The sequence below is a fragment of the Shewanella sp. 10N.286.52.E4 genome (assembly GCF_041468785.1).
GTDB lineage: Bacteria > Pseudomonadota > Gammaproteobacteria > Enterobacterales > Shewanellaceae > Shewanella > Shewanella electrodiphila.
This window is the reverse complement of record NZ_JBFRJJ010000022.1, coordinates 43,194-61,483: the sequence shown is the minus strand read 5'-3', so window position 1 is coordinate 61,483 and position 18,290 is coordinate 43,194. Positions and strand designations below refer to the sequence as shown.

Sequence of the window (18,290 nt, the reverse complement as noted above, 5' to 3'; positions counted from 1 at the left end):
ATTACTCATATTACCCTGTAAATGGTATAGTGGTGAGGCGTTCGTATTTAAAGAAGTAATACACTATGATTTTTAAGTTGATGGAGCGGAAAATGGATTTTTTGCAAAAGTTGTTTCGTTTAGAGCGTAGTCAAAAACGTTTAGTGAGTATCGCAATTGACACTGTTTTTCTAAGCTTTGCCTTTTGGGCTGCGTTATTAGTCAGAGTTGATGATGTCGGTGTGTTGCTTAATGGGCATTACTGGGCTTTGGTTGCTACAAGTATTCCTTTCAGCATTTTAGCGTTCGCCAAGCTTGGTTTGTACCGCGCGGTATTGCGTTATATGAGCTTACAAGCAATAACGGCTATTTTACTTGGTATTGTCGCGTCAACTGTCACTTTAGTGTTCGTCTCTTATTTTACTGAAGCGCATCTGCCTCGCACTGTTCCTATCATATATGCCATGTTCGCTTTGGTGTTTGTAGGGGGAACGCGTGCACTTGTTCGTTCTTTAGTTGGCTCAGGTATTAAACGTCACGGTGAGCCAGTGATTATTTATGGTGCAGGGGTCAGTGGTCGTCAATTACTGAACTCTTTAGTGCTTAGCCATGAATATTATCCTTACGCTTTCGTCGATGATGATGAAGCGCTACATGGCAGTGTAATCCAAGGTGTTCACGTTCATTCACCCTCAATCATACGTAAACTCATCACTCAAAAAGCAGCAACCAAAGTGTTGCTTGCAATACCCAGTGCAACCAGAGCCAAACGTAAAGACATTCTTAATCGTTTAGAGTCGCTATCTACTCAGGTGTTAACCATTCCTGCAATGGCCGATCTGGTAAGTGGTAATAAACTTTATAGTGATATTAAAGAAGTTGAAATTGATGATTTATTAGGGCGTGATTCGGTCGCGCCTAGACAAGATTTATTAACTGCCAATATTACCGATAAAGTGGTTATGGTGACTGGTGCTGGCGGCTCTATCGGCTCAGAATTATGTCGTCAAATTTTAAAAAAATCACCAAAAAAATTAGTGTTATTCGAACTGTCTGAATATTCGCTTTATGCCATTGAAAGAGAGCTATCTGCTACTGCAAAAGAGCTTGGGCTTAATGTGCGCATTTTGCCAATGATGGGGTCGGTTCAGCGTGAAAATCGTGTTCAAGCGATTATGGAATCTTTTGGCGTTCAGACTGTATACCACGCCGCAGCTTATAAGCATGTGCCACTGGTTGAGCACAATGTTGTTGAAGGTGTACGCAATAACGTTTTTGGCACACTGTATACAGCCAGAGCGGCTATTGCTGCAAAAGTTGAAACCTTTGTTTTAGTTTCAACAGATAAAGCGGTACGACCAACTAACGTTATGGGCACAACCAAGCGTATGGCAGAGCTTGTGTTACAAGCTTTTTCAAAAGAGGATCATCAAACTCGCTTTTGTATGGTGCGATTTGGTAATGTTTTAGGCTCATCAGGCTCTGTAGTACCGCTATTTAGAACGCAAATTGCTAATGGCGGGCCAGTAACTGTAACTCACCCAGAAATCACCCGTTTCTTTATGACCATTCCTGAAGCATCGCAATTGGTTATTCAGGCTGGCGCTATGGGTAAAGGCGGTGATGTGTTTGTATTGGATATGGGTAAATCAGTCAAAATTGTCGATTTAGCCAGTAAAATGATCCGATTAAGTGGTTTTGATGTCCGTGATGAATTAAACCCTGAAGGTGAAATCGCGATTGAATATAGTGGATTACGCCCAGGTGAAAAACTCTATGAAGAGTTACTAATTGGTGATGATGTCACGGGTACTGAGCACGAAAGAATTATGACAGCCAATGAGGTTCATTTGTCATGGGCAGAGTATTCGAAAATTCTTGAGCGTTTAGATACCGCTTGTCATGCTTTTGACCATGCCACAATACGAGACATTTTATTAACCACGCCAACAGGTTTTGCGCCAACGGATGGTATTTGTGATTTGCTTTATCAGCAAACAGAAAAAAACAAACCAGCTGTTCAAAATGTGGTTAATTTAGTCTAGTATATTTTTATCATTATTTTTCAGTCACCTAATTAAATAAGGTTTTTCATGAAAGTTGTTATTCCCGTTGCAGGCCTTGGCACACGTATGCTTCCTGCAACTAAAGCGATTCCAAAAGAAATGCTTCCTATCGTTGACAAGCCGCTTATTCAATATATCGTTAATGAGTGTGTAGCTGCTGGTGTTAAAGAAATTGTACTGGTTACCCATGCCAGTAAAAATGCCATTGAAAACCACTTTGATAAATCTTACGAGCTTGAATCAACGCTTGAAAAACGAGTTAAACGTCAGCTTTTAGAAGAAGTTCAGTCTATCTGCCCTAAAGATGTAACCATCATGCATGTGCGTCAAGGTGAGGCTAAAGGCCTAGGGCATGCAGTGTTGTGTGCTAAACCTTGTATCGGTAATGAACCTTTTGCTGTGGTACTACCTGATGTTATTTTGGATGAATATACAGCAAACCAAAAAACTGAAAACTTAGCTGCGATGATGGCACGTTACCATACTAGCTTTGCTAGCCAAATTATGGTTGCGCCAGTACCAGATAATGAAGTGAATAAATACGGTATTGCAGATTGTAATGGTGATGAAATCGCCCCAGGTGATTCAGCTAAAATCAAAGCTATGGTTGAAAAGCCTGCCATTGGGACTGCTCCATCAAACTTAGCTGTTGTTGGTCGTTATGTGCTATCAGAAAAAATCTGGAATCTATTAGCTAAAACACCAGCGGGCGCGGGTGACGAAATTCAGTTAACAGATGCGATTGATATGCTAATTGAACAAGATACTGTTGAAGCGTTCAATATGACCGGTAAATCACATGATTGCGGCGACAAACTAGGTTACATGAAAGCCTTTGTTGAATATGGCCTGCGCGACAAAAAGCTCGGTGATGATTTTGCTAAAGTAATTAAAACATTGCTCTAGATTAGATTACTTTCGCATTACCAATAAAACCAACTCACAATGAGTTGGTTTTTTGCTTTTAGAGACAAAATTATAAAATGGGGATTTTATTAAAACGTCTACACCTTTAAGAAAAGCCTTCACTTCGCATCAGTGTATCAAATGCATTTCCATCAGTACGTGATGCATTCGCTACATAAGGGGCATATACGTCAAACAATAAGCGAGTATCGCTGTGACCAAGCATTTGAGATATGTACAAGGGATTCTCAAGGGCTGCGATATGAAGCACTGCTGCAGTGTGACGCGTCTCGTAAGCGCGTCTGCGTTTAAGTCCTGCTTTGATTAATGTGGGGTACCATAAAGCTTTACTGACATAATGTGTATCCAGTGGCACACCGGATTTTCCGGTAAACACAAAGTCAGAATAGGGGGCATATCCAGCCTCACTTGAATCTTTAATGCGTTTAAAGGCTTCATAGATGGTATCGCACATCTTTAAGTCTCGGCGTGATTTAGGCGTTTTAACATCACACACTTCACCATTTACCCAGTTCTGGCGGATACGAATTAAGCGGTGTTCAAAATCAATATGCTGCCATTCAAGGCCGTGTATCTCACAGCTGCGTATACCAGTCCAAAATCGGATAATAAAGTAATCCTTCCACTCTTGTGGCACCTTGTCTAAAAACTTGCGCACCTCTTCAATCGTCATTGGGTATGACTCTGCTTTTTCTTCCTTCAGCGCTTTGTAGCGTCTTAAGGGATATTCAAATTTAAATTCTTCTGCGGCCAAGCTAATGATGGCAATAACAGGCCAAAGTAAGAAATTAATACGGCGATTCGATAATTGGCGTGTATCACAGTCTTTCATTATTTCCATTAATTCTTGTCGAAAATAATCTATTTGAGACAGGGTGATTTCATTTACCAAGGTATTACCGAATTCGGGGATTAGGTATTTATCGAGTGTATTGCGGATGGTGCTTTTATAACTGTTTTTCCAAGCGCCTTTTTTGCGTTCAAACCATTGGTTGGCAAAATTATCAAAGAAAGGATATTCACGGTCAGGATGTTTGTCGCGTTGCAGTTGCTCAAATTTAGCGACTTTTTTACTTTTTGGAAAATAGTCACGATATTGAAAGCTGCCTAAATCAATCTCAGCATTCATTTTTTTGAGCATGGCTTTAGCTTTGGTGAGGTTTTTAGGGGTTGCCATCAGTTTGGTGCCTTCACGAAAGCGGCAGCCATAAAGATGCATGTCGAACTGAATGCGCCCGTTTGGACGTATGCGAATATGAGCCATAGTGGCCTCCATTGATTGCAGATCGTTAAATAGATCTGTCCCTTACCAATGGAATTCGTTAGAATTTGCCCATCGGCTGGGTTGGGTTAATAGCTAGTGCAGCCGGTACGGGGTAGAGTGGTTGCCGCCACTCTGCCCCAACTGCTTCTTTTTAAGTTTCTTTGGGTTAACAGGGCTTTTAAAACGCGCAAGTTAACTCATTACTGCCTACTTCTTACTTCTTAAATATTACCTTCCTATCTTTCATTTCGTATTTTTCCCAATAGCACTTATCTTAAACACTGCTGGTTAAAAATACATCTATCACTATAACTAACACTGTTTATTTGTCCAGTATTTTGTTGTCTGATATTTGTTTTTTATAACGTCATTACTAAAAAACCATTAACTCCAATTGTTCGTTCTTATCTAATCCATTTTCTTGCCGTATTGTTTCAAGTATTTCCTGGACAGTCTTTGTGACACAGCCATTTTTGATTTTTTTGATATCGCTTTCACTTATATCAATGGCTTCTACAGGAATTTGTACATAGGGCAGGCTTCCTTCTTTTGTGCTGCTATAAAACTCAAAAAAGCGTTCATGATTTTTATTGATGACGATACAAATTTTAACTTGCTTCATGCTAGTGAGATCATTTATGTGAGTGTTTATTAGTTCTTTGGGGTGAAAACGGTATAAACGGGTTTGATCGGATTTTATCGATTTGGCATATACAGCTTTTGATAAGCCGTCATCACTCATTGTCGAAGACATATATATTTTGCTATCGTCGATTAAGAAGTAACATTGGTCGGCTTTTTTTGCTTTCTTATAATCAGCGTGAGATTCGATTTCACCTTTAAAGGATTGAATATCTGCTATGAGAGTGACTTCAATCGTTGATTGGTTTTGTTGTGTTTCTATAAATGCAGTGAGCCCTGCAATTGAGCGTGTCACTGTTTTTTCAGGGCTACGGATGGTAATTAATTCACCTTCTTGCGCAATAGCCACTGTTTGTGATTGCGTTTCTTGGCAAATATGGCGCAATTGTTGATAGGTTTCATTATTAATTGTTAGAGTTACTGGCAGTGGGATATTGCTTGATAACGTTTCTATTCCAACGTTTCCTCCACGCTGAAAGCGTAGGTTATGTGAGTTGGTTTCGAGCTGTAAATATTCAAAGTTGCCTAATGGATTTACATTCATATCTAGCTTATCTAAATCAGCGATCGAAAACTCAACAACCGCACGTTGTGGCAGCGTATCAATATACTCAACATGCTTTTTAAAAGCAGCTAACAGGTCAAATTTACGACAAGATGGATAGATAGGATTGAGTGACGGTATCGATATATCGGGTATTTCAACATGAGTGGCATTTATGTATTTCCCATTCTTGTATTCCAATTCAAATATGAGTGGCAAAAGTAGGGAACCAGTGCTTTTTCTATTGAACGCAATTACTGATTTAAGTGAGTGTTTAAAAAAGTCACCTGGAATGTAAAACTTAGCCTGTTTAAGTCCATGGCCTTTTTCTATAGGTTGAACGATGAGCGAGTAGTTAGGGTTGCTACCGCCAACCCAGGTTACCGTTGCATCTTTTGGTGAAATGAAAACACTGACGCCGTAATCCACTTTTTTGGCTTGCAGTTGTTTACTAATCGCTTCAAAAGAGCGAAATAGCGTGTGTGGGATGACGAGCTCATTCATAAATACCTCTTCTACTGAAGTGATTGGAAGTTTGTTAAAAACTGATGTAAATGCTGATAAATACCTCGGTCTAGCGAGGGCTGGGACTTTGCCTTATTTTTAGTGTTTAACTTCAATTTAAAAGTAATGATTAAATGACTATTTCCAGTTGATTGTTTAATGCAGCGATAGGTGTCGCCTTTAATCATAAATTGTTCTTTAAGCAGCGTTTCTTGTCTTTGAATGTTGGTCTTTCGATTGCAGACTAATTCAAAATCAAGGGATAACCAGTGCCATTGATGAGTCCTAAAAACGCGAGTGATCAGTTGAGCATTCTTACTGTTACATGCCAAGATAATGTGCAAAGGAAACTCAGCTTGATTATTGCTATCGAGTACAAAAGCAGGAAGAAGCGACAATGCTGTTTTTTGCTTTTTAGTTAATGGCTTATAGGTGTGCTTTCCTGAACGTTGCCAAATTAGACTGAACATTTTCCAATTTAATTCTCCTAAGCGTACTTGCTTTAATAAATCATTTAGAAAATGGCCTGATGGACATGAGGCGCAGCTTGAAAGCCAAATAGATGCTAAGTCATTGCGTGCGATGTCATAGGAGTCAGTGGGTGGCAAATCTTGAACTGCAGGTATGCTTAACGTTGATTTTTGCGATGCTTTAAATAACCAATTTTTGAGCGTTACCTCAGTCAATAGAATAGCGTCTTGTTGCTTCTGACTAGGCATTTTATCCCGATAATCAGTATTAATTAGACTGAGTTGTCGTGATAGGTAATTTGATGTAGGACTAAGTCTTAGCAAGTACTTTAACTCATTGTGGTTAAATTCACGTTGTTGTCGCTCGCCAAAGCCATAGCGGTAAAAAGGGTATAGCCAATCAATACCATGAAGGTAAGACCAACGGGTTGTGGAGTAGTATTTATGCCCAATTTGCTGACAAATTTCACTTAGTAATAAATTGTCATTATATTGTGAGAAATGCTTGGTTTTTACCCAATATTGAAATCGCTTTGCTATGGCGCTTGGACTGAGTAAACGAGGTAAATAGCTTTCATCGGTGGTTTCATTAGGTGATATTTCATAAGCGAGATGCAGTGCCTGTTGCATAAAAAGGTAAATGCCACTGTGGCGAAGGTGATGAAATCTGACATCCTCACCAGCAACAGCCTTAATTGCTCTGGTAATAGGGAGTAGATAGTGTAACTGCCTAGAATGCATTTTTTCATCTGCAAACCCAATTAATGGTTCATTTACGGAGGCCGATTGCTTGATGTCGATAAGCATCCTGACTAAGCAAGCGTATTCTTCGGGGATCACGACATGTACCATTCTGGAACTTTTATTTTTTGTACTGCCTTCAGTGGTTTCTCTGATATCAAAATGAAACTGCTGTTTGTCTGTGCTGTAACAGAAGATATCTTGAATCCTAAGGCGTAATACTTCCCCTCTGCGTAACATTGCAAAGTAGCCAATGATGCAGGCTACTGCGCAGAACAGTCGTTGCATCATTTCTCCAGTGTCTTGCGTGAGCAAGGCGTTAATGACTTCGTCTAATTCCGCTAATGTGAGGTAATTAGGGTCAACACTGGGGGTGGATGTTGGTGGATCAAACTCTGAAATATCTAAATTCTCGGTTAAAGGATGGTGACTCATAAAGCGAAAAAGGTAGTGAACATATTTTTGATGTCCCTCATTGCTTAAGCTGTCATAAACCGTGTGCGCCCATAAGTGCAATGCGTCACTATCAAGTGTTTTTTCGTAAGGTAGTGGGTTATCTTCAAAAACTTGTTCAATATTGGTGTATGCATTAATTGTGTCATCAGACAACGTTTCTTTAATGACACCGCCATACTTGATTAAATCAGCTTTATAATGAAAAAGCATTGCTGGCAATATGTTATGAGGGTTCCACTCTGGGACTGGTGCTGGCTTTTGTGAACTGTTTAACGGTGTTTTTCGTAATGTTTTATGTGGCCATCGATTAACTTTGGCTTTTGAGCTGAGCCCTTCAAACCAATTTTCATTCCAATCCTTTTGATAAATGGCTGTTAAGGCAAGATGCTTTTCTTTTGTTTTGATGATTGGTTTATTAAACGCAACATGCCTTTCTGGATCACGAATGTCTTTTAAAAAACTCGGTACGATATTGTCTCTATATAGCCAAACCGATTGAAGGCGCAGGTGCCATTTTTGAGCATTTAGCTCTGGTAACGAAAAAGGCGTTACTGGTGTATATAGATTAAGTTTACGCACCAATTGGCTAGCAGTTACTTTTTTGTTCTTATGGTCTAAAGTTGAGTGCTTATCATTGGCAAAGGTTGTTGCGTAATAGTCCTGTAAAACACGGTATACAAACAAAGGTAAATGATAGCGGGTGAAATGCTGTTTTTGCTGTAGTTTACTTTTTTTTGCTAAGTGAGTGATATCAAGGTAAAGCGAAGTGCCTTCTTGTTTGATACTGCTAGGTTCATTGAGAACATGTGCTAGATACTCAATTGAAAGCGGGGCGACCTCTAAACCAATAACTAAAGCGGTAAATTCACTATTTACAGCCTGGCGTACTTTAATATATTGAGTACGAATTGCTTCGTATCCATCTTGAAGCATACCTGCTTGATGGGCAAATTGGTTGAGCTGATTAAACCACTGTAAATCTTTATCTTTTAACTGACTAACGACTTCTGTTGGTACTTGCCAGTGAAGTGCATCGCTTAAATAGCAGAGTAGATCATTGAGTGCATTTCTAAGCTTTTTTTGTCTCCCTGTAGGGATTGTCTTGATGATTTTTCTTAAGTAATTTATTTCATCAGAAGTGACTTCGCGTTGGTATGCAGATTGTTCACTTGCAGGCCTGATGCTATCAGGCCAATGATCAATAACCCATAAAAGTTCATCCTCTTCTGCGCAAGTGCCACCCCCACGTTGATAAAAGTGAATAATGTCGGCAGGTATTAAGCCATTAAACCGATTAGACATAGCAAACCTCTTTGATGTCAAAGCGACTAGCCAAACTGTTTAAATGCTGCTTTATCGTGGTTAAGTTTGCAGGAAAAAGATGATCACTTCCAAAGTGCTCACCATATTCTGAATGCCCCATTAATCGGTCGATCTGACTGGTTGTTAGCCTGATAGGATAAACACTGGTTAGTGCGCATTGAGCAAAAGTGTGCCTCAGCATGTAGGGGGTTTTATTTTTTAATCTGTCATGCATAAATAGCTTTAACTTTTTAGCCGTTAATGGGCAAGCTTGTCCACTAGGATCACATAAATACCATAGATAAGGACTGTTAAATGAGCTGGAAAGGTGAGTGCTTAATGAGCGTTGTAAACTGAGGTAGAGTCTGAGCTGTTGGCTAAAGTAATCACATAAAATGATTTGCCTCAGTCGCCCTTTATCACTGACGGCACAGGTACTTAATCTGTAACAACGTTCCTTTTCAATTGAAATCGCATGAGTTGGACGAACACCAGTGAGAAATACAAACAGTAAAGCAAGGTGGTAAGTACATAAGTTGTAATACTCAATATGCTGACTTAATTCAACTTTACCAACAGGCTTAGAGCGAATAATTTCATCATGTAATGAAGCAAAAAAATGAGTCACTTCATGTTCTTGTAGTACTTTTGAACTGCCTATTTGGATCGGAATATCAGCTCTTTCCTCAGTCCCTCCTTGGTATTGTATTTTACGCAGTTGGGCAATTCTGCCTTCTTCGATGAGTTCATCTGGCAATGATTGCCCTCGGTGTTTATTGATTAAGTAGAGTTCTGATTTTTGTTCTTTATTTGAGGACTTAATTGAAAGCATCGCTTCCCAATTGAACAACCTTACTTGAGTAAAAATATGCTCTAGATAACGTTCGTGCGCCTGATATATTCGATAGCGGATCCGATCACTGTCTTCAGCTTGATACGCTTTGGCGTTGCGGTGGTGCAATTTGTGCTCTCGTAGCAAGACATATTTACTCATGCTTGAAAGCTCATTATCAACCTGAGTGCAATTTGTGAAGTAATTGAATAATTTGTCTTTTCTTGCGCTAGGAAATCCTATGACAGATGTTGATTTTCTCCATTTTTTAGTCAGTATCTCAATAATTAAATTTATCTCACTTCTTGATAGCCAAGGCGTGTTATATCGTTGTTTTGAAATAAACGGCCTAAACAATGCATTTAACCCTTTAGGTATTGGTTGCCAGAGAAATACTTCACCTTGTTTTGTGGGGTAGGGTTGAGCATATTCAGCCCAAGAGTGACTACCGTCTTTGACCGTTCTAAAAGCATGTTCTTGGCACTCTTCACTGCCTGTTACACGAATACAGTCAGGGATAAAAAAATCGGCGGGTTTACCATTTTTATCGTTGGTCTTATCTTTTGTTAGCCGTTGAGTGAGCCATAAATAGATAATAACGACGAGAAACTTTTCTTTGTTCACTTTTTTATAGTTTCTATTGTTCAACGTGCTAAAAAGCTTTATGAGCGCCGTTGCAATTTTGATGGGGTCGGGCATCACTCCACCGGCGTTTCGTTGGCGATTTTTTTTGGCGATAGAACTCGACTTACCCATGGCTGCCCCCTTGTGAGTGGGTTATTTTACGAAAAGCAGAAGGGGATATTTGGGCTAGCTGGCTTATTTGATTTTTACTTGGAGTGACTAAGTTAATTGATTTTGCTTTATCAAGTCGGCTATGCAATATCTCAGGAAGTCGTTTATATTTTTGGTAAAACAATGCGGGTTTAATTAAGGCTAGGGTGGATAATGTCGGTTCGGGTTCGCTATAAATATTTAATGATGCTGTTAGTTTATGGGAATCAGGATGACCAAGTAGCTGTTTTAAGATGGGCATTGGAGCCAATAAGTAATAAGCATCAACTTTTGCTCTTTTCACTACAGGGATTGGGCAGGAATCAAGAATACTCTGCAGTTGTGCAAAGCTAATAAACTGAAGATCGGGAAGCGTCGATAGCTGATGGCAATCGCCAGACAACAAAGTTGTGAGCTTTGGATGCTGGTGCCATTCAAGTGAGTTTAGCGGCAACTTTTTTGTCTTTGGCATAACAATATTCTCCTAAGTCATCTTATGTCCTTATTTTTAGATGCATTTATTTAGTTATTAATTACTTGTACTGTTGATTTATACAGTTGTTTGGTTTATAAATCAACAGTGTTTTTTGATTATTATTCTATTTTTAGCAAGTTTACTTTTGTGATTATTAGTCGCTTAAGTTTTCAAGAATATGTTTTTGGTTTTTTGTAGGAGGCTGGTATGGAGCTTACACAGAAAGGTTTTAAAGTCGGACTTAAGGCCGTTTTAAAAATACTTGAAAAATGGGGCTGTAATGAAAATCAAATACTAGTCTTACTTTGCTTTAAGAATAAAGACGACATTAGCGCCGTTAATCAGCAAGACTTAAATCAAGATCAAGTCATACGTATAAGCTACATTTTGAATATCCATGGCGGGTTAAGACAGGTTTTTTCAAATCCAGATAATGTTTACGGCTTCATGACAATGAAAAATCAGCACTCATTATTTAACGGTCAAACGCCACTTTCGCTTTTATTGGAAGGGGAGCATGGAGACTTTGAAGCTGTTATGAACCATGTTTTAAATTTAGGGAACTTTTAACGTTCTGTACATTAGGGGGAAATATGATGGATCTAGAATATAAAAAGCAGCAGATTTTAGAGGCTTACTTTCCTGGCATTTCGAGCCTTAATGATGACGATGCGGATAATGTGTACCTTGATGCAAGCGATGCGCAGAAAAATAAGTATATTGCTGAATGTCAAAAACTGTTTGTAAAAGGCAAAGACCATTTAACTATGAATGAACCCTTTCGACCTGAGAGGGATATTTGTGATTTTCCTGATTTGCTTAGTTATGATATTCCCTACTGGCAATATCAAGAGTCCCATGATGACGCGATTTTAGAAGAAATGGAGCCCCCCAAATATATTGCAAAGGCGCCTGATAATTACGTAAGCAAGTTTTATGGCGACTGGGTGAGGCTGTATATTGATGGCATTTTTTATTACGGTTCCTTGTATACAGCGATGCATTTTATCCTACTCGCGGTAGAAGAAACGGTGACAAGCTGGATAGAACAGCGGTATCCATACCAACTACAACTCAATACTTATCAAAGCGAAAATCAAAAGGGTTGTGTGTCAGTCGAGTTTGCCACTAATAATGCAAGTAATGAAGAACAATCTTTTAAGGCTCGTTCGGTTATGCGGGAGTTTCTAAAAGAGTTAGCTCCAGAGCTTAATGATTACTTAAATTCACAAACGCCGGCAACGTATATTATTTATGGTGTTGATTATGATGGGGCGCAAACAGTTGACCTCATTTGTAAAAATGATCAAACACTGTCGTTAATTCGTCCTGCAACTTTTATGGATGATTTTTTACCTAAAACACAAAATCCAGCTTACTTAGATTTAATGACAAGACGCTATGCAAAACAAGCAATAGATAGGTTAATCGAGCTTGGTTTTTAAAGGGGTATATAAGGCGGGAGATAAAAACGAAAAGCCATTTAGAAATGGCTTTTCGCTTGTCTTCGGTGGGCTGCATTATTTAGCAGGGATATCCGAAGCTCATAGAATAAACCGTAGGGAGGTTTCAGCTTCCTGTCAACAGTACTAATCGAACGATATTTATTCAACTTTGTGGTGGTTACAGTGATGAATACTTATTGGCTTTACGCAAAACCCAAACAACTTAAGGAGTGTAACTTGCAATATATCTCTATTCCCACAAGTGCATTTGGCTTTGATTATGATATTGAATTACATGACTGGCACAGTAAATTACAGGCATATCGAGTCTTTAAAACTAAGGCCAAAGAGTTACTTGAAGGAGGTCTTGGACTGGGTTTTGATATTATCCACGATGAGCAATGCTTAGATGACTGGCTGAGTAACATTCCCACAGGGTATTTAGAACAAACTCAAGCATTTCCTGAGCATCAATATCAATTGTTATGGCTTGCTGCCAATAGTGACGTAGCAGCCCAATTACTCATCACTCGTCCACTATTGTTAGTGTTAATCTGTGAGCATTATACCGTAGATAACCAAATGGCATTAGCTGTTAGCCAATTAGGCCAACGACAAATATTGCATTGTCTAGGCTATGATGGTGCTAAGTCTGTGCTCAAGTTTATTGATAAATTAACCCTGACCTATGAACGAAATTTAGAGTTAGAGCATGTTAAAAAACAGCTAGATAAACACTGTCGACGCTATAGAGCTTTTAATCATTACCCTTCAGTTAACTATGTTGCATTAAGCTTAGATAATAAATACCCCTTTCTAACGGGCACTAAGCTAGGACTGGCGATAGCCAGTGAAAACCAACTAGGTAGAAGGGCATTACGTTCATGTTTATCAGATACCCTCGCATTGGGAGTCGAGCTGGGGGTAAATGACCCAGGTAAACGTGTTAGTCAGTTATCGTCATTTGCCGAGCTAGAGCATTTGCATCAGCAATGGATAAATAGGCGAAATGACATAAGGCGTGAAAAACTAAGACCTGTTGATGCCGACAAACCATACTCTATTCTAGTGCCAGATGAAGCAAACTTTGTAGCTATCAAGAATTATGATGAGCTTTTCACCGAAGGCGCTGAACAACACCACTGTATTGCGGTTTATCATACTCGTATTGTTTCTAGGCATTATTGTGTGTTCACTTTGAGCCAACCACAAAGAGTCACCATTGGTATCAAGCTTAACAAACAAACTGGCATTATCGAGCTGGACCAAATTGCAGGTTTGCGTAATTCGCTGCCTACAACTGAAACCCGAGAGTTAGTTTACAGCTGGTTTGAGAGAGTAAAAAAGGTGTTGAAATTGCAACAAGGTTCGGAATAAATATGTTTAATTAATAAGCGTCATAGGTTGACGTGAACTGACTGGAGTGATTGATTTTTAGGCGGCAGTTTAGTGATGCTTTGCCCTTATGAGGGGCGTCCTTTAAAGGGGCTTATTGTTATTTGCTTTTCTTCACCGTGAATTCAGGTGAGTTATGGCGCTCTCTGCCAAGCCACAACAATTTCTTATCGACAATGTCGATGAAATGTTTGAGTTCAATCGATGTGCTATCTACTATTGAATAATACTTTCCGTCCTTTAAACTTAGATTATCTGTTTTAGGTACTGTGTTCATAATTATAGTTCCTATTTAATTTATAGAGCAATTTTTTTATAATGGCTTCATAGGTTACTAATTCACTATGAGAGTGTAAATACGAAAAATGATAATTTTTATATGATCATAGAATGGTTAATAATGAATAAGTTACAACCAGAGATAGGGTCGTGGCCTATTTTATTAAATCTTAACGTTTTTTGGTTTTTTTAATTTGGGTTGTTCTGATTATTAGGGGGGCATACTGAAATGTACTTATGTGGCACTGCATAAGTAGCTGATTTTTTTGGATTTTATTTTATTTTTTATTTGCAAATTCTTGTGTTGAAGCGTATGGTGAGTCAACTAAAATTGAGTCTTAAGTAAATTTCTGATTAATTTTCGATGAAGATACGTTCAAAGTAATATTGAAAGGTTGAAACTAAAGTCTCTATTTGTTTGTTAGTAGATAAAAAATTGAGGAACGAGATAATGCATTTTTAAAATGAAAATTTAGCAAATGAATATATTAATAGTATGCGGTTCGTTGATGATTAAAATTTGTTTAGCGCGGCAAAGGTAACAATTTATATCATAGTTGTTAAATCTGGATTAAAGCGTTTAACTATAAGTCGTGTTGCTCGTAAATATAAAGTGCGTAAAGCTGAACTTACAGAACTTGTTGAGTCGTCAATTCCAATTTGTTTTTTTCGTGAACGAGCCAGAAAGGCTAAAGCTAAATATGAAAATTCATTTTATAAGCTTGAAAATACAGGTGCTATGACTAAAGAAGAAAAAGAAGCCGCAGAAAGAAATATTAAATCAATTAGACAAATATTAAAGCCAAAATGAATTTTTCAGAAGTGATTATTATTTCTTAGCAAGTAACTCGGAACGTGTTGAGTTGAAAAGAATGCGTAGAGAAAAGTCGTTTACTTAAGACTGAAAGTAGGAAGATTGATTGCATGATTGAAATTTTTGATAACAGAGAACAAAAAGTACATATGAAACTAGCCTTTAGAAGCAGTGTGGATCCTTTGGGAGCGCTCCAATTTTTTAATGATAACAGCCACTTTTCAACAATTTTCGCATTTAGACATGATTTTAAAGTTGAATCTGGGCCTTCTTTCAATGAAGGCGACTTTTTATTTACTACGGACAAATATCTAGCAGTAAAAGAGATTCTCGATTTTGATAAATATGCTTGTATTGAATTTGTGACGTGGCATGACGAAAACATAGCTGGACTGTCAGAGCTGGAAGCTAAGAGCTTGCAAACACAAGACGGCGGAACGTGGAAGCTTAGCTTCTCTGCTGGTGGAAATGACTTATTAACATGCCTAAGCTCTTGGGAATACTCTTATCTCGAGGATGTAGACGATAGAGTTTTCGAGATTAACGATGAAATTGAAGTGATCTCACACCTATTTATCGACCAACTTCTCAGTGCTGATGAATCACCATTTTTTATGTTGGATAGAGCTGAATTCGAAGAAGATATGATGAGTCTTGTTGAGGGGAGGATAAGATGGATAACATAAAAATAGAGCTAGCACCTGAAGTTAGCCACCTTTCTACAGAGCAAATTGAAGAGCTGTATCAGAAGTATTTATCTGGAGTGAAAAACTCAGAGCTAATTGAAGAGTTCTCAATAGAGGCTAACCCCAATAAGCTGATTAAGCTGTTGCCACCACAGTTACGTGATGACTGCTACTGTGATTACTGTGACCTCCCAATGCTACAGAAGCGTAAGAGTAAAAGCGGATACAGCAACTCTCACCCAATCGAATGTTCAACGTGCGACCATGAGATATACGAGAACAGTTACTCTAATCAGCAGTGCAGATGTCAGCAATGCGAACAAAAATGGATTGAAGCAAAAAGAGTAAAGGAGCTTGAAGACAGAGAGAAAATTGAAAGCAACTACTCTATTGAATCTAAGCAGCCTCTTCCATATTCATCTCTAAACTTCTTAAAAAAGCTCATACTGTTGACTTTATTCAGAGACCATACAGATGGGGAGTTTGACTGTATTCTTTCATTAAATGACTCAGTACGAGTTGACCCTTTATGTCCGAGTGAAAGCATGACAGATGAGTTCATAGAACAACTTTATAAAGCAGAAGTCATCATTGTTGACCCTAAGTCCCGTTTTAGTGCATTTAGTGAAGAGAAGAGTTTTGAGTCTTTCTACCCGTTCAGAGTGCAGTGGATTCCCAATATTTCTATTGATGAGGGCATACGTGCTGACTTAAAAACTCTTCATCTGGCTATCTATAGAGACCTAAGAGAAAGTGACAAGCGGAGCTGGGGAGAAGAACTATACGACCTACTGTATTCAGTCGCTACCGAAGAAGTTCTACAGTATCTTTACTATAAAGCTGATGAGCTAGACGTCCAATTCGGTGCAGATAAGAAAGCCCGTGAGATCATCCGAGTGCTACTAGAGAACTTTTCGGCATCTCAAATCTATTACTTTGTTCGCAAGGCTGTAGATAACGCTCACCTGTTTTATGCCAGAGGTAAATCCAAAGGTAAAAAACATGCTGGCAATACTATCCCTGGTGAGATGATGACTTGGGGAGAAAGAGCATTGAAAGAGGAATGGTCAATGTATACTCAAAGTCGGGTATCCGCTTGTCCTCAAAGTGCGTTGAGTAAAGTTCTTTTTGACCTATTACTTGAGGATGAAGACGCTGGTTTTACAAAGTCTCCAGAACTTTACTGGGTGGATGAATTAGCTCCTGCAATACTCCCTTGTGGAGATGATGAGCAGCAGCTAAAAGACACAGATGACTTATCTTGCTTAGAGTGCTCTTCTAAGACTGTAAATGCTGCTATGGATAGCGAGGGTGTAACTCTGACTTGTCACAATTGCGGGGCAGTACAAGAGTTTAAAGCACAATAACTTGACTGCAATACGCCCTTCATCATTAAGTGGTAAGCGTGTAGTGGTCACCGCACCACTTAATGATTATATTCAAGTTCTTCGCCTAGGTCCTGATGGATTGCGTTGTTACCGCGCATGATAGCCATGATTCTTATCAAGCTTTAATATAAATGCACAAGCGGAGGGTGGGGTAAACTGTCTCAAATGGCCATTTTAAGACAAATAAATGTCTCATGGTTAACGTGATTTCATTGTAAGTAACTGAATTTAATTTATAAAATCACTAATTGTAAAAAAGTCTAATAGGCCTAACTATTCGACATGTGACGCTAAGGTTTGTTTTCAAGCTTTAGCGTTTTTCATTTCTGTCTCAACATTAAAATATTGCGAAAAAAACTATCTCACGGTATTTTTATATACTGTGCAGACCACTGTGTAAGTCGAGACTGTCAAGTGGAATATCAATCCAAACCACATTGTAAGTGTAATCATCCCTTATATAGGTCATATTTTAAGAGAGGGTTACACTGGCATTTGCTGAGGCACAAAACTATGATTAATTGCATGGGAAATATCTACCAAAAGATTTATCCTTAAAATTGGTGTGGAATGTCGGCTGAATAATGTTAATTTGAAATTATTATCATGACTTATAGAGTAAAGAGGGAAATTTATAATTTATGCCGTCAACTAGCTTATCGTTCTACAGATTAAAAGAGCATTCTATTCATGTAAAAAATATAACTTTACCAATGAAATCTCAACCACTTAAAAGAAATTTTGAGGTCTTGCGCTCAGAAGGTGGTGAAGGATGCGAAGTTATTCAGTTTTATATCTTACCGGCAGAATGGGTAAATATATCACCAAGAACATCAATTGAACCGCTAGTTAGAGCACTCTATTTAATTGAAAAAGGTACGTTTACAATTAAGCTTTTTCAACCTGAAAAATTTGATACCTCTATTTCACGTTTACAATTAGAATCAATATTTTCCAGTTTGAAAATTAATTAGAAATAATTTAGGGCTGTTGAACTTTTACCTTGGCAGCCAATTTATCGTCCGATGTAGAGAAACCCTGTGTTCCAAAAACATAGGCAAGAATTAGAGCTTGAAATTGAAAAACATTTTAGCGAACGTCGAGTTCAATTTAATGCTTCTTTTGCTCAAATGGGTGAAGCCATAGATTCATGGAGCCCTGACAAAATGCTGCAAGGGCTCGAGTCTGTCAATAGCTGCTTTGGGGTCAGCCTTCAGTTTAAAAACTTTCAAGAGTTTGACGAGTTTATGCTCGATTCAAAAAGCACTTTTGAATTTTAAGCACATTGTTGGAGCGATTTTCTTTCC

At 38.5% G+C, this 18,290-nt stretch carries 16 protein-coding genes; 10 read left to right on the top strand and 6 right to left on the bottom strand.

The features are described from left to right. The first annotated feature begins 92 nt into the window (after positions 1–92). Both AB4153_RS11965 and galU read left to right on the top strand, forming a co-directional pair. Positions 93–2,024 carry a polysaccharide biosynthesis protein gene (locus AB4153_RS11965; RefSeq protein WP_371997582.1) on the top strand — a complete coding sequence of 644 codons (1,932 nt, stop codon included), beginning with the start codon at positions 93–95 and terminating at the stop codon, positions 2,022–2,024. A 48-nt stretch (positions 2,025–2,072) separates the two neighbouring features. Beyond that, positions 2,073–2,951, top strand: a complete 879-nt coding sequence (gene galU / locus AB4153_RS11960) for a UTP--glucose-1-phosphate uridylyltransferase GalU (RefSeq protein WP_055023151.1) — start codon at positions 2,073–2,075, stop codon at positions 2,949–2,951. A 106-nt stretch (positions 2,952–3,057) separates the two neighbouring features. Here galU and AB4153_RS11955 read toward each other — a convergent pair whose 3' ends face one another. From AB4153_RS11955 to AB4153_RS11935, 5 genes are all read right to left on the bottom strand, one after another. Then, on the bottom strand, positions 3,058–4,236 hold the full coding sequence (locus AB4153_RS11955; RefSeq protein ID WP_371997581.1) for an Arm DNA-binding domain-containing protein: 1,179 nt from the start codon (positions 4,234–4,236) through the stop codon (positions 3,058–3,060). Positions 4,237–4,609: 373 nt separating this feature from the next. After that, entirely contained in the window at positions 4,610–5,851 is a 1,242-nt protein-coding gene (locus AB4153_RS11950; protein ID WP_371997580.1) for a hypothetical protein, read from the bottom strand. An 86-nt stretch (positions 5,852–5,937) separates the two neighbouring features. Continuing rightward, the gene (locus AB4153_RS11945) at positions 5,938–8,895 is read right to left on the bottom strand and encodes a hypothetical protein (RefSeq protein ID WP_371997579.1); all 2,958 of its coding nucleotides are present in this window, start codon (positions 8,893–8,895) and stop codon (positions 5,938–5,940) included. Further along, the gene (locus AB4153_RS11940) at positions 8,888–10,483 is read right to left on the bottom strand and encodes a hypothetical protein (RefSeq protein ID WP_371997578.1); all 1,596 of its coding nucleotides are present in this window, start codon (positions 10,481–10,483) and stop codon (positions 8,888–8,890) included. The genes AB4153_RS11945 and AB4153_RS11940 overlap by 8 nt, the downstream gene beginning before the upstream one ends. Next, positions 10,476–10,973, bottom strand: a complete 498-nt coding sequence (locus tag AB4153_RS11935; protein ID WP_371997576.1) for a hypothetical protein — start codon at positions 10,971–10,973, stop codon at positions 10,476–10,478. The genes AB4153_RS11940 and AB4153_RS11935 overlap by 8 nt, the downstream gene beginning before the upstream one ends. 210 nt (positions 10,974–11,183) lie before the next feature. On the opposite strand from AB4153_RS11935, the gene AB4153_RS11930 reads away from it, so the two are divergent. The 3 genes from AB4153_RS11930 to AB4153_RS11920 all read left to right on the top strand — a co-directional run bounded on the left by AB4153_RS11930 (position 11,184) and on the right by AB4153_RS11920 (position 13,798). Then, a complete protein-coding gene (locus tag AB4153_RS11930; protein ID WP_371997574.1) occupies positions 11,184–11,546 on the top strand; it encodes an antitoxin Xre/MbcA/ParS toxin-binding domain-containing protein in 363 nt (120 codons plus the stop codon). Between the two features lie 26 nt (positions 11,547–11,572). Further along, positions 11,573–12,421 carry a hypothetical protein gene (locus tag AB4153_RS11925; RefSeq protein WP_371997572.1) on the top strand — a complete coding sequence of 283 codons (849 nt, stop codon included), beginning with the start codon at positions 11,573–11,575 and terminating at the stop codon, positions 12,419–12,421. 237 nt (positions 12,422–12,658) lie between these two features. Beyond that, positions 12,659–13,798: a PcfJ domain-containing protein gene (locus AB4153_RS11920; protein ID WP_371997571.1), complete on the top strand. Its 1,140-nt coding sequence runs from the start codon at positions 12,659–12,661 to the stop codon at positions 13,796–13,798. A 118-nt stretch (positions 13,799–13,916) separates the two neighbouring features. On the opposite strand, the gene AB4153_RS11915 is transcribed toward AB4153_RS11920, so the two are convergent. Continuing rightward, positions 13,917–14,093, bottom strand: coding sequence for a hypothetical protein (locus AB4153_RS11915; RefSeq protein WP_371997569.1), 177 nt, complete (start codon positions 14,091–14,093; stop codon positions 13,917–13,919). Positions 14,094–14,615: 522 nt separating this feature from the next. Between AB4153_RS11915 and AB4153_RS11910 the strand changes: the two genes are divergently transcribed. From AB4153_RS11910 to AB4153_RS11890, 5 genes are all read left to right on the top strand, one after another. Next, positions 14,616–14,906 (top strand): hypothetical protein, encoded by a 291-nt coding sequence (locus AB4153_RS11910; protein WP_371997567.1) that lies wholly within the window; start codon positions 14,616–14,618, stop codon positions 14,904–14,906. Positions 14,907–15,019: 113 nt separating this feature from the next. Continuing rightward, positions 15,020–15,595 (top strand): hypothetical protein, encoded by a 576-nt coding sequence (locus AB4153_RS11905; protein ID WP_371997565.1) that lies wholly within the window; start codon positions 15,020–15,022, stop codon positions 15,593–15,595. Then, positions 15,583–16,962, top strand: a complete 1,380-nt coding sequence (locus tag AB4153_RS11900; protein ID WP_371997563.1) for a hypothetical protein — start codon at positions 15,583–15,585, stop codon at positions 16,960–16,962. Before AB4153_RS11905 ends, AB4153_RS11900 begins: the two co-directional genes overlap by 13 nt. Positions 16,963–17,624: 662 nt before the next feature. Next, entirely contained in the window at positions 17,625–17,957 is a 333-nt protein-coding gene (locus AB4153_RS11895) for a hypothetical protein (RefSeq protein WP_371997562.1), read from the top strand. A 66-nt stretch (positions 17,958–18,023) separates the two neighbouring features. Beyond that, complete coding sequence (locus AB4153_RS11890) at positions 18,024–18,263, top strand: hypothetical protein (RefSeq protein WP_371997560.1); 240 nt, start codon at positions 18,024–18,026, stop codon at positions 18,261–18,263. The last annotated feature ends 27 nt before the right edge of the window (positions 18,264–18,290 follow it).

Excerpts from the sequence above, each read along its gene's own strand:
- AB4153_RS11965 (WP_371997582.1), top strand. The coding sequence starts at position 93 with ATGGATTTTTTGCAAAAGTTGTTTCGTTTAGAGCGTAGTCAAAAACGT.
- galU (WP_055023151.1), top strand. The coding sequence starts at position 2,073 with ATGAAAGTTGTTATTCCCGTTGCAGGCCTTGGCACACGTATGCTTCCT.
- AB4153_RS11955 (WP_371997581.1), bottom strand. The coding sequence starts at position 4,236 with ATGGCTCATATTCGCATACGTCCAAACGGGCGCATTCAGTTCGACATG.
- AB4153_RS11945 (WP_371997579.1), bottom strand. The coding sequence starts at position 8,895 with ATGTCTAATCGGTTTAATGGCTTAATACCTGCCGACATTATTCACTTT.
- AB4153_RS11940 (WP_371997578.1), bottom strand. The coding sequence starts at position 10,483 with ATGGGTAAGTCGAGTTCTATCGCCAAAAAAAATCGCCAACGAAACGCC.
- AB4153_RS11935 (WP_371997576.1), bottom strand. The coding sequence starts at position 10,973 with ATGCCAAAGACAAAAAAGTTGCCGCTAAACTCACTTGAATGGCACCAG.
- AB4153_RS11930 (WP_371997574.1), top strand. The coding sequence starts at position 11,184 with ATGGAGCTTACACAGAAAGGTTTTAAAGTCGGACTTAAGGCCGTTTTA.
- AB4153_RS11925 (WP_371997572.1), top strand. The coding sequence starts at position 11,573 with ATGGATCTAGAATATAAAAAGCAGCAGATTTTAGAGGCTTACTTTCCT.
- AB4153_RS11915 (WP_371997569.1), bottom strand. The coding sequence starts at position 14,093 with ATGAACACAGTACCTAAAACAGATAATCTAAGTTTAAAGGACGGAAAG.
- AB4153_RS11905 (WP_371997565.1), top strand. The coding sequence starts at position 15,020 with ATGATTGAAATTTTTGATAACAGAGAACAAAAAGTACATATGAAACTA.
- AB4153_RS11900 (WP_371997563.1), top strand. The coding sequence starts at position 15,583 with ATGGATAACATAAAAATAGAGCTAGCACCTGAAGTTAGCCACCTTTCT.
- AB4153_RS11895 (WP_371997562.1), top strand. The coding sequence starts at position 17,625 with ATGCCGTCAACTAGCTTATCGTTCTACAGATTAAAAGAGCATTCTATT.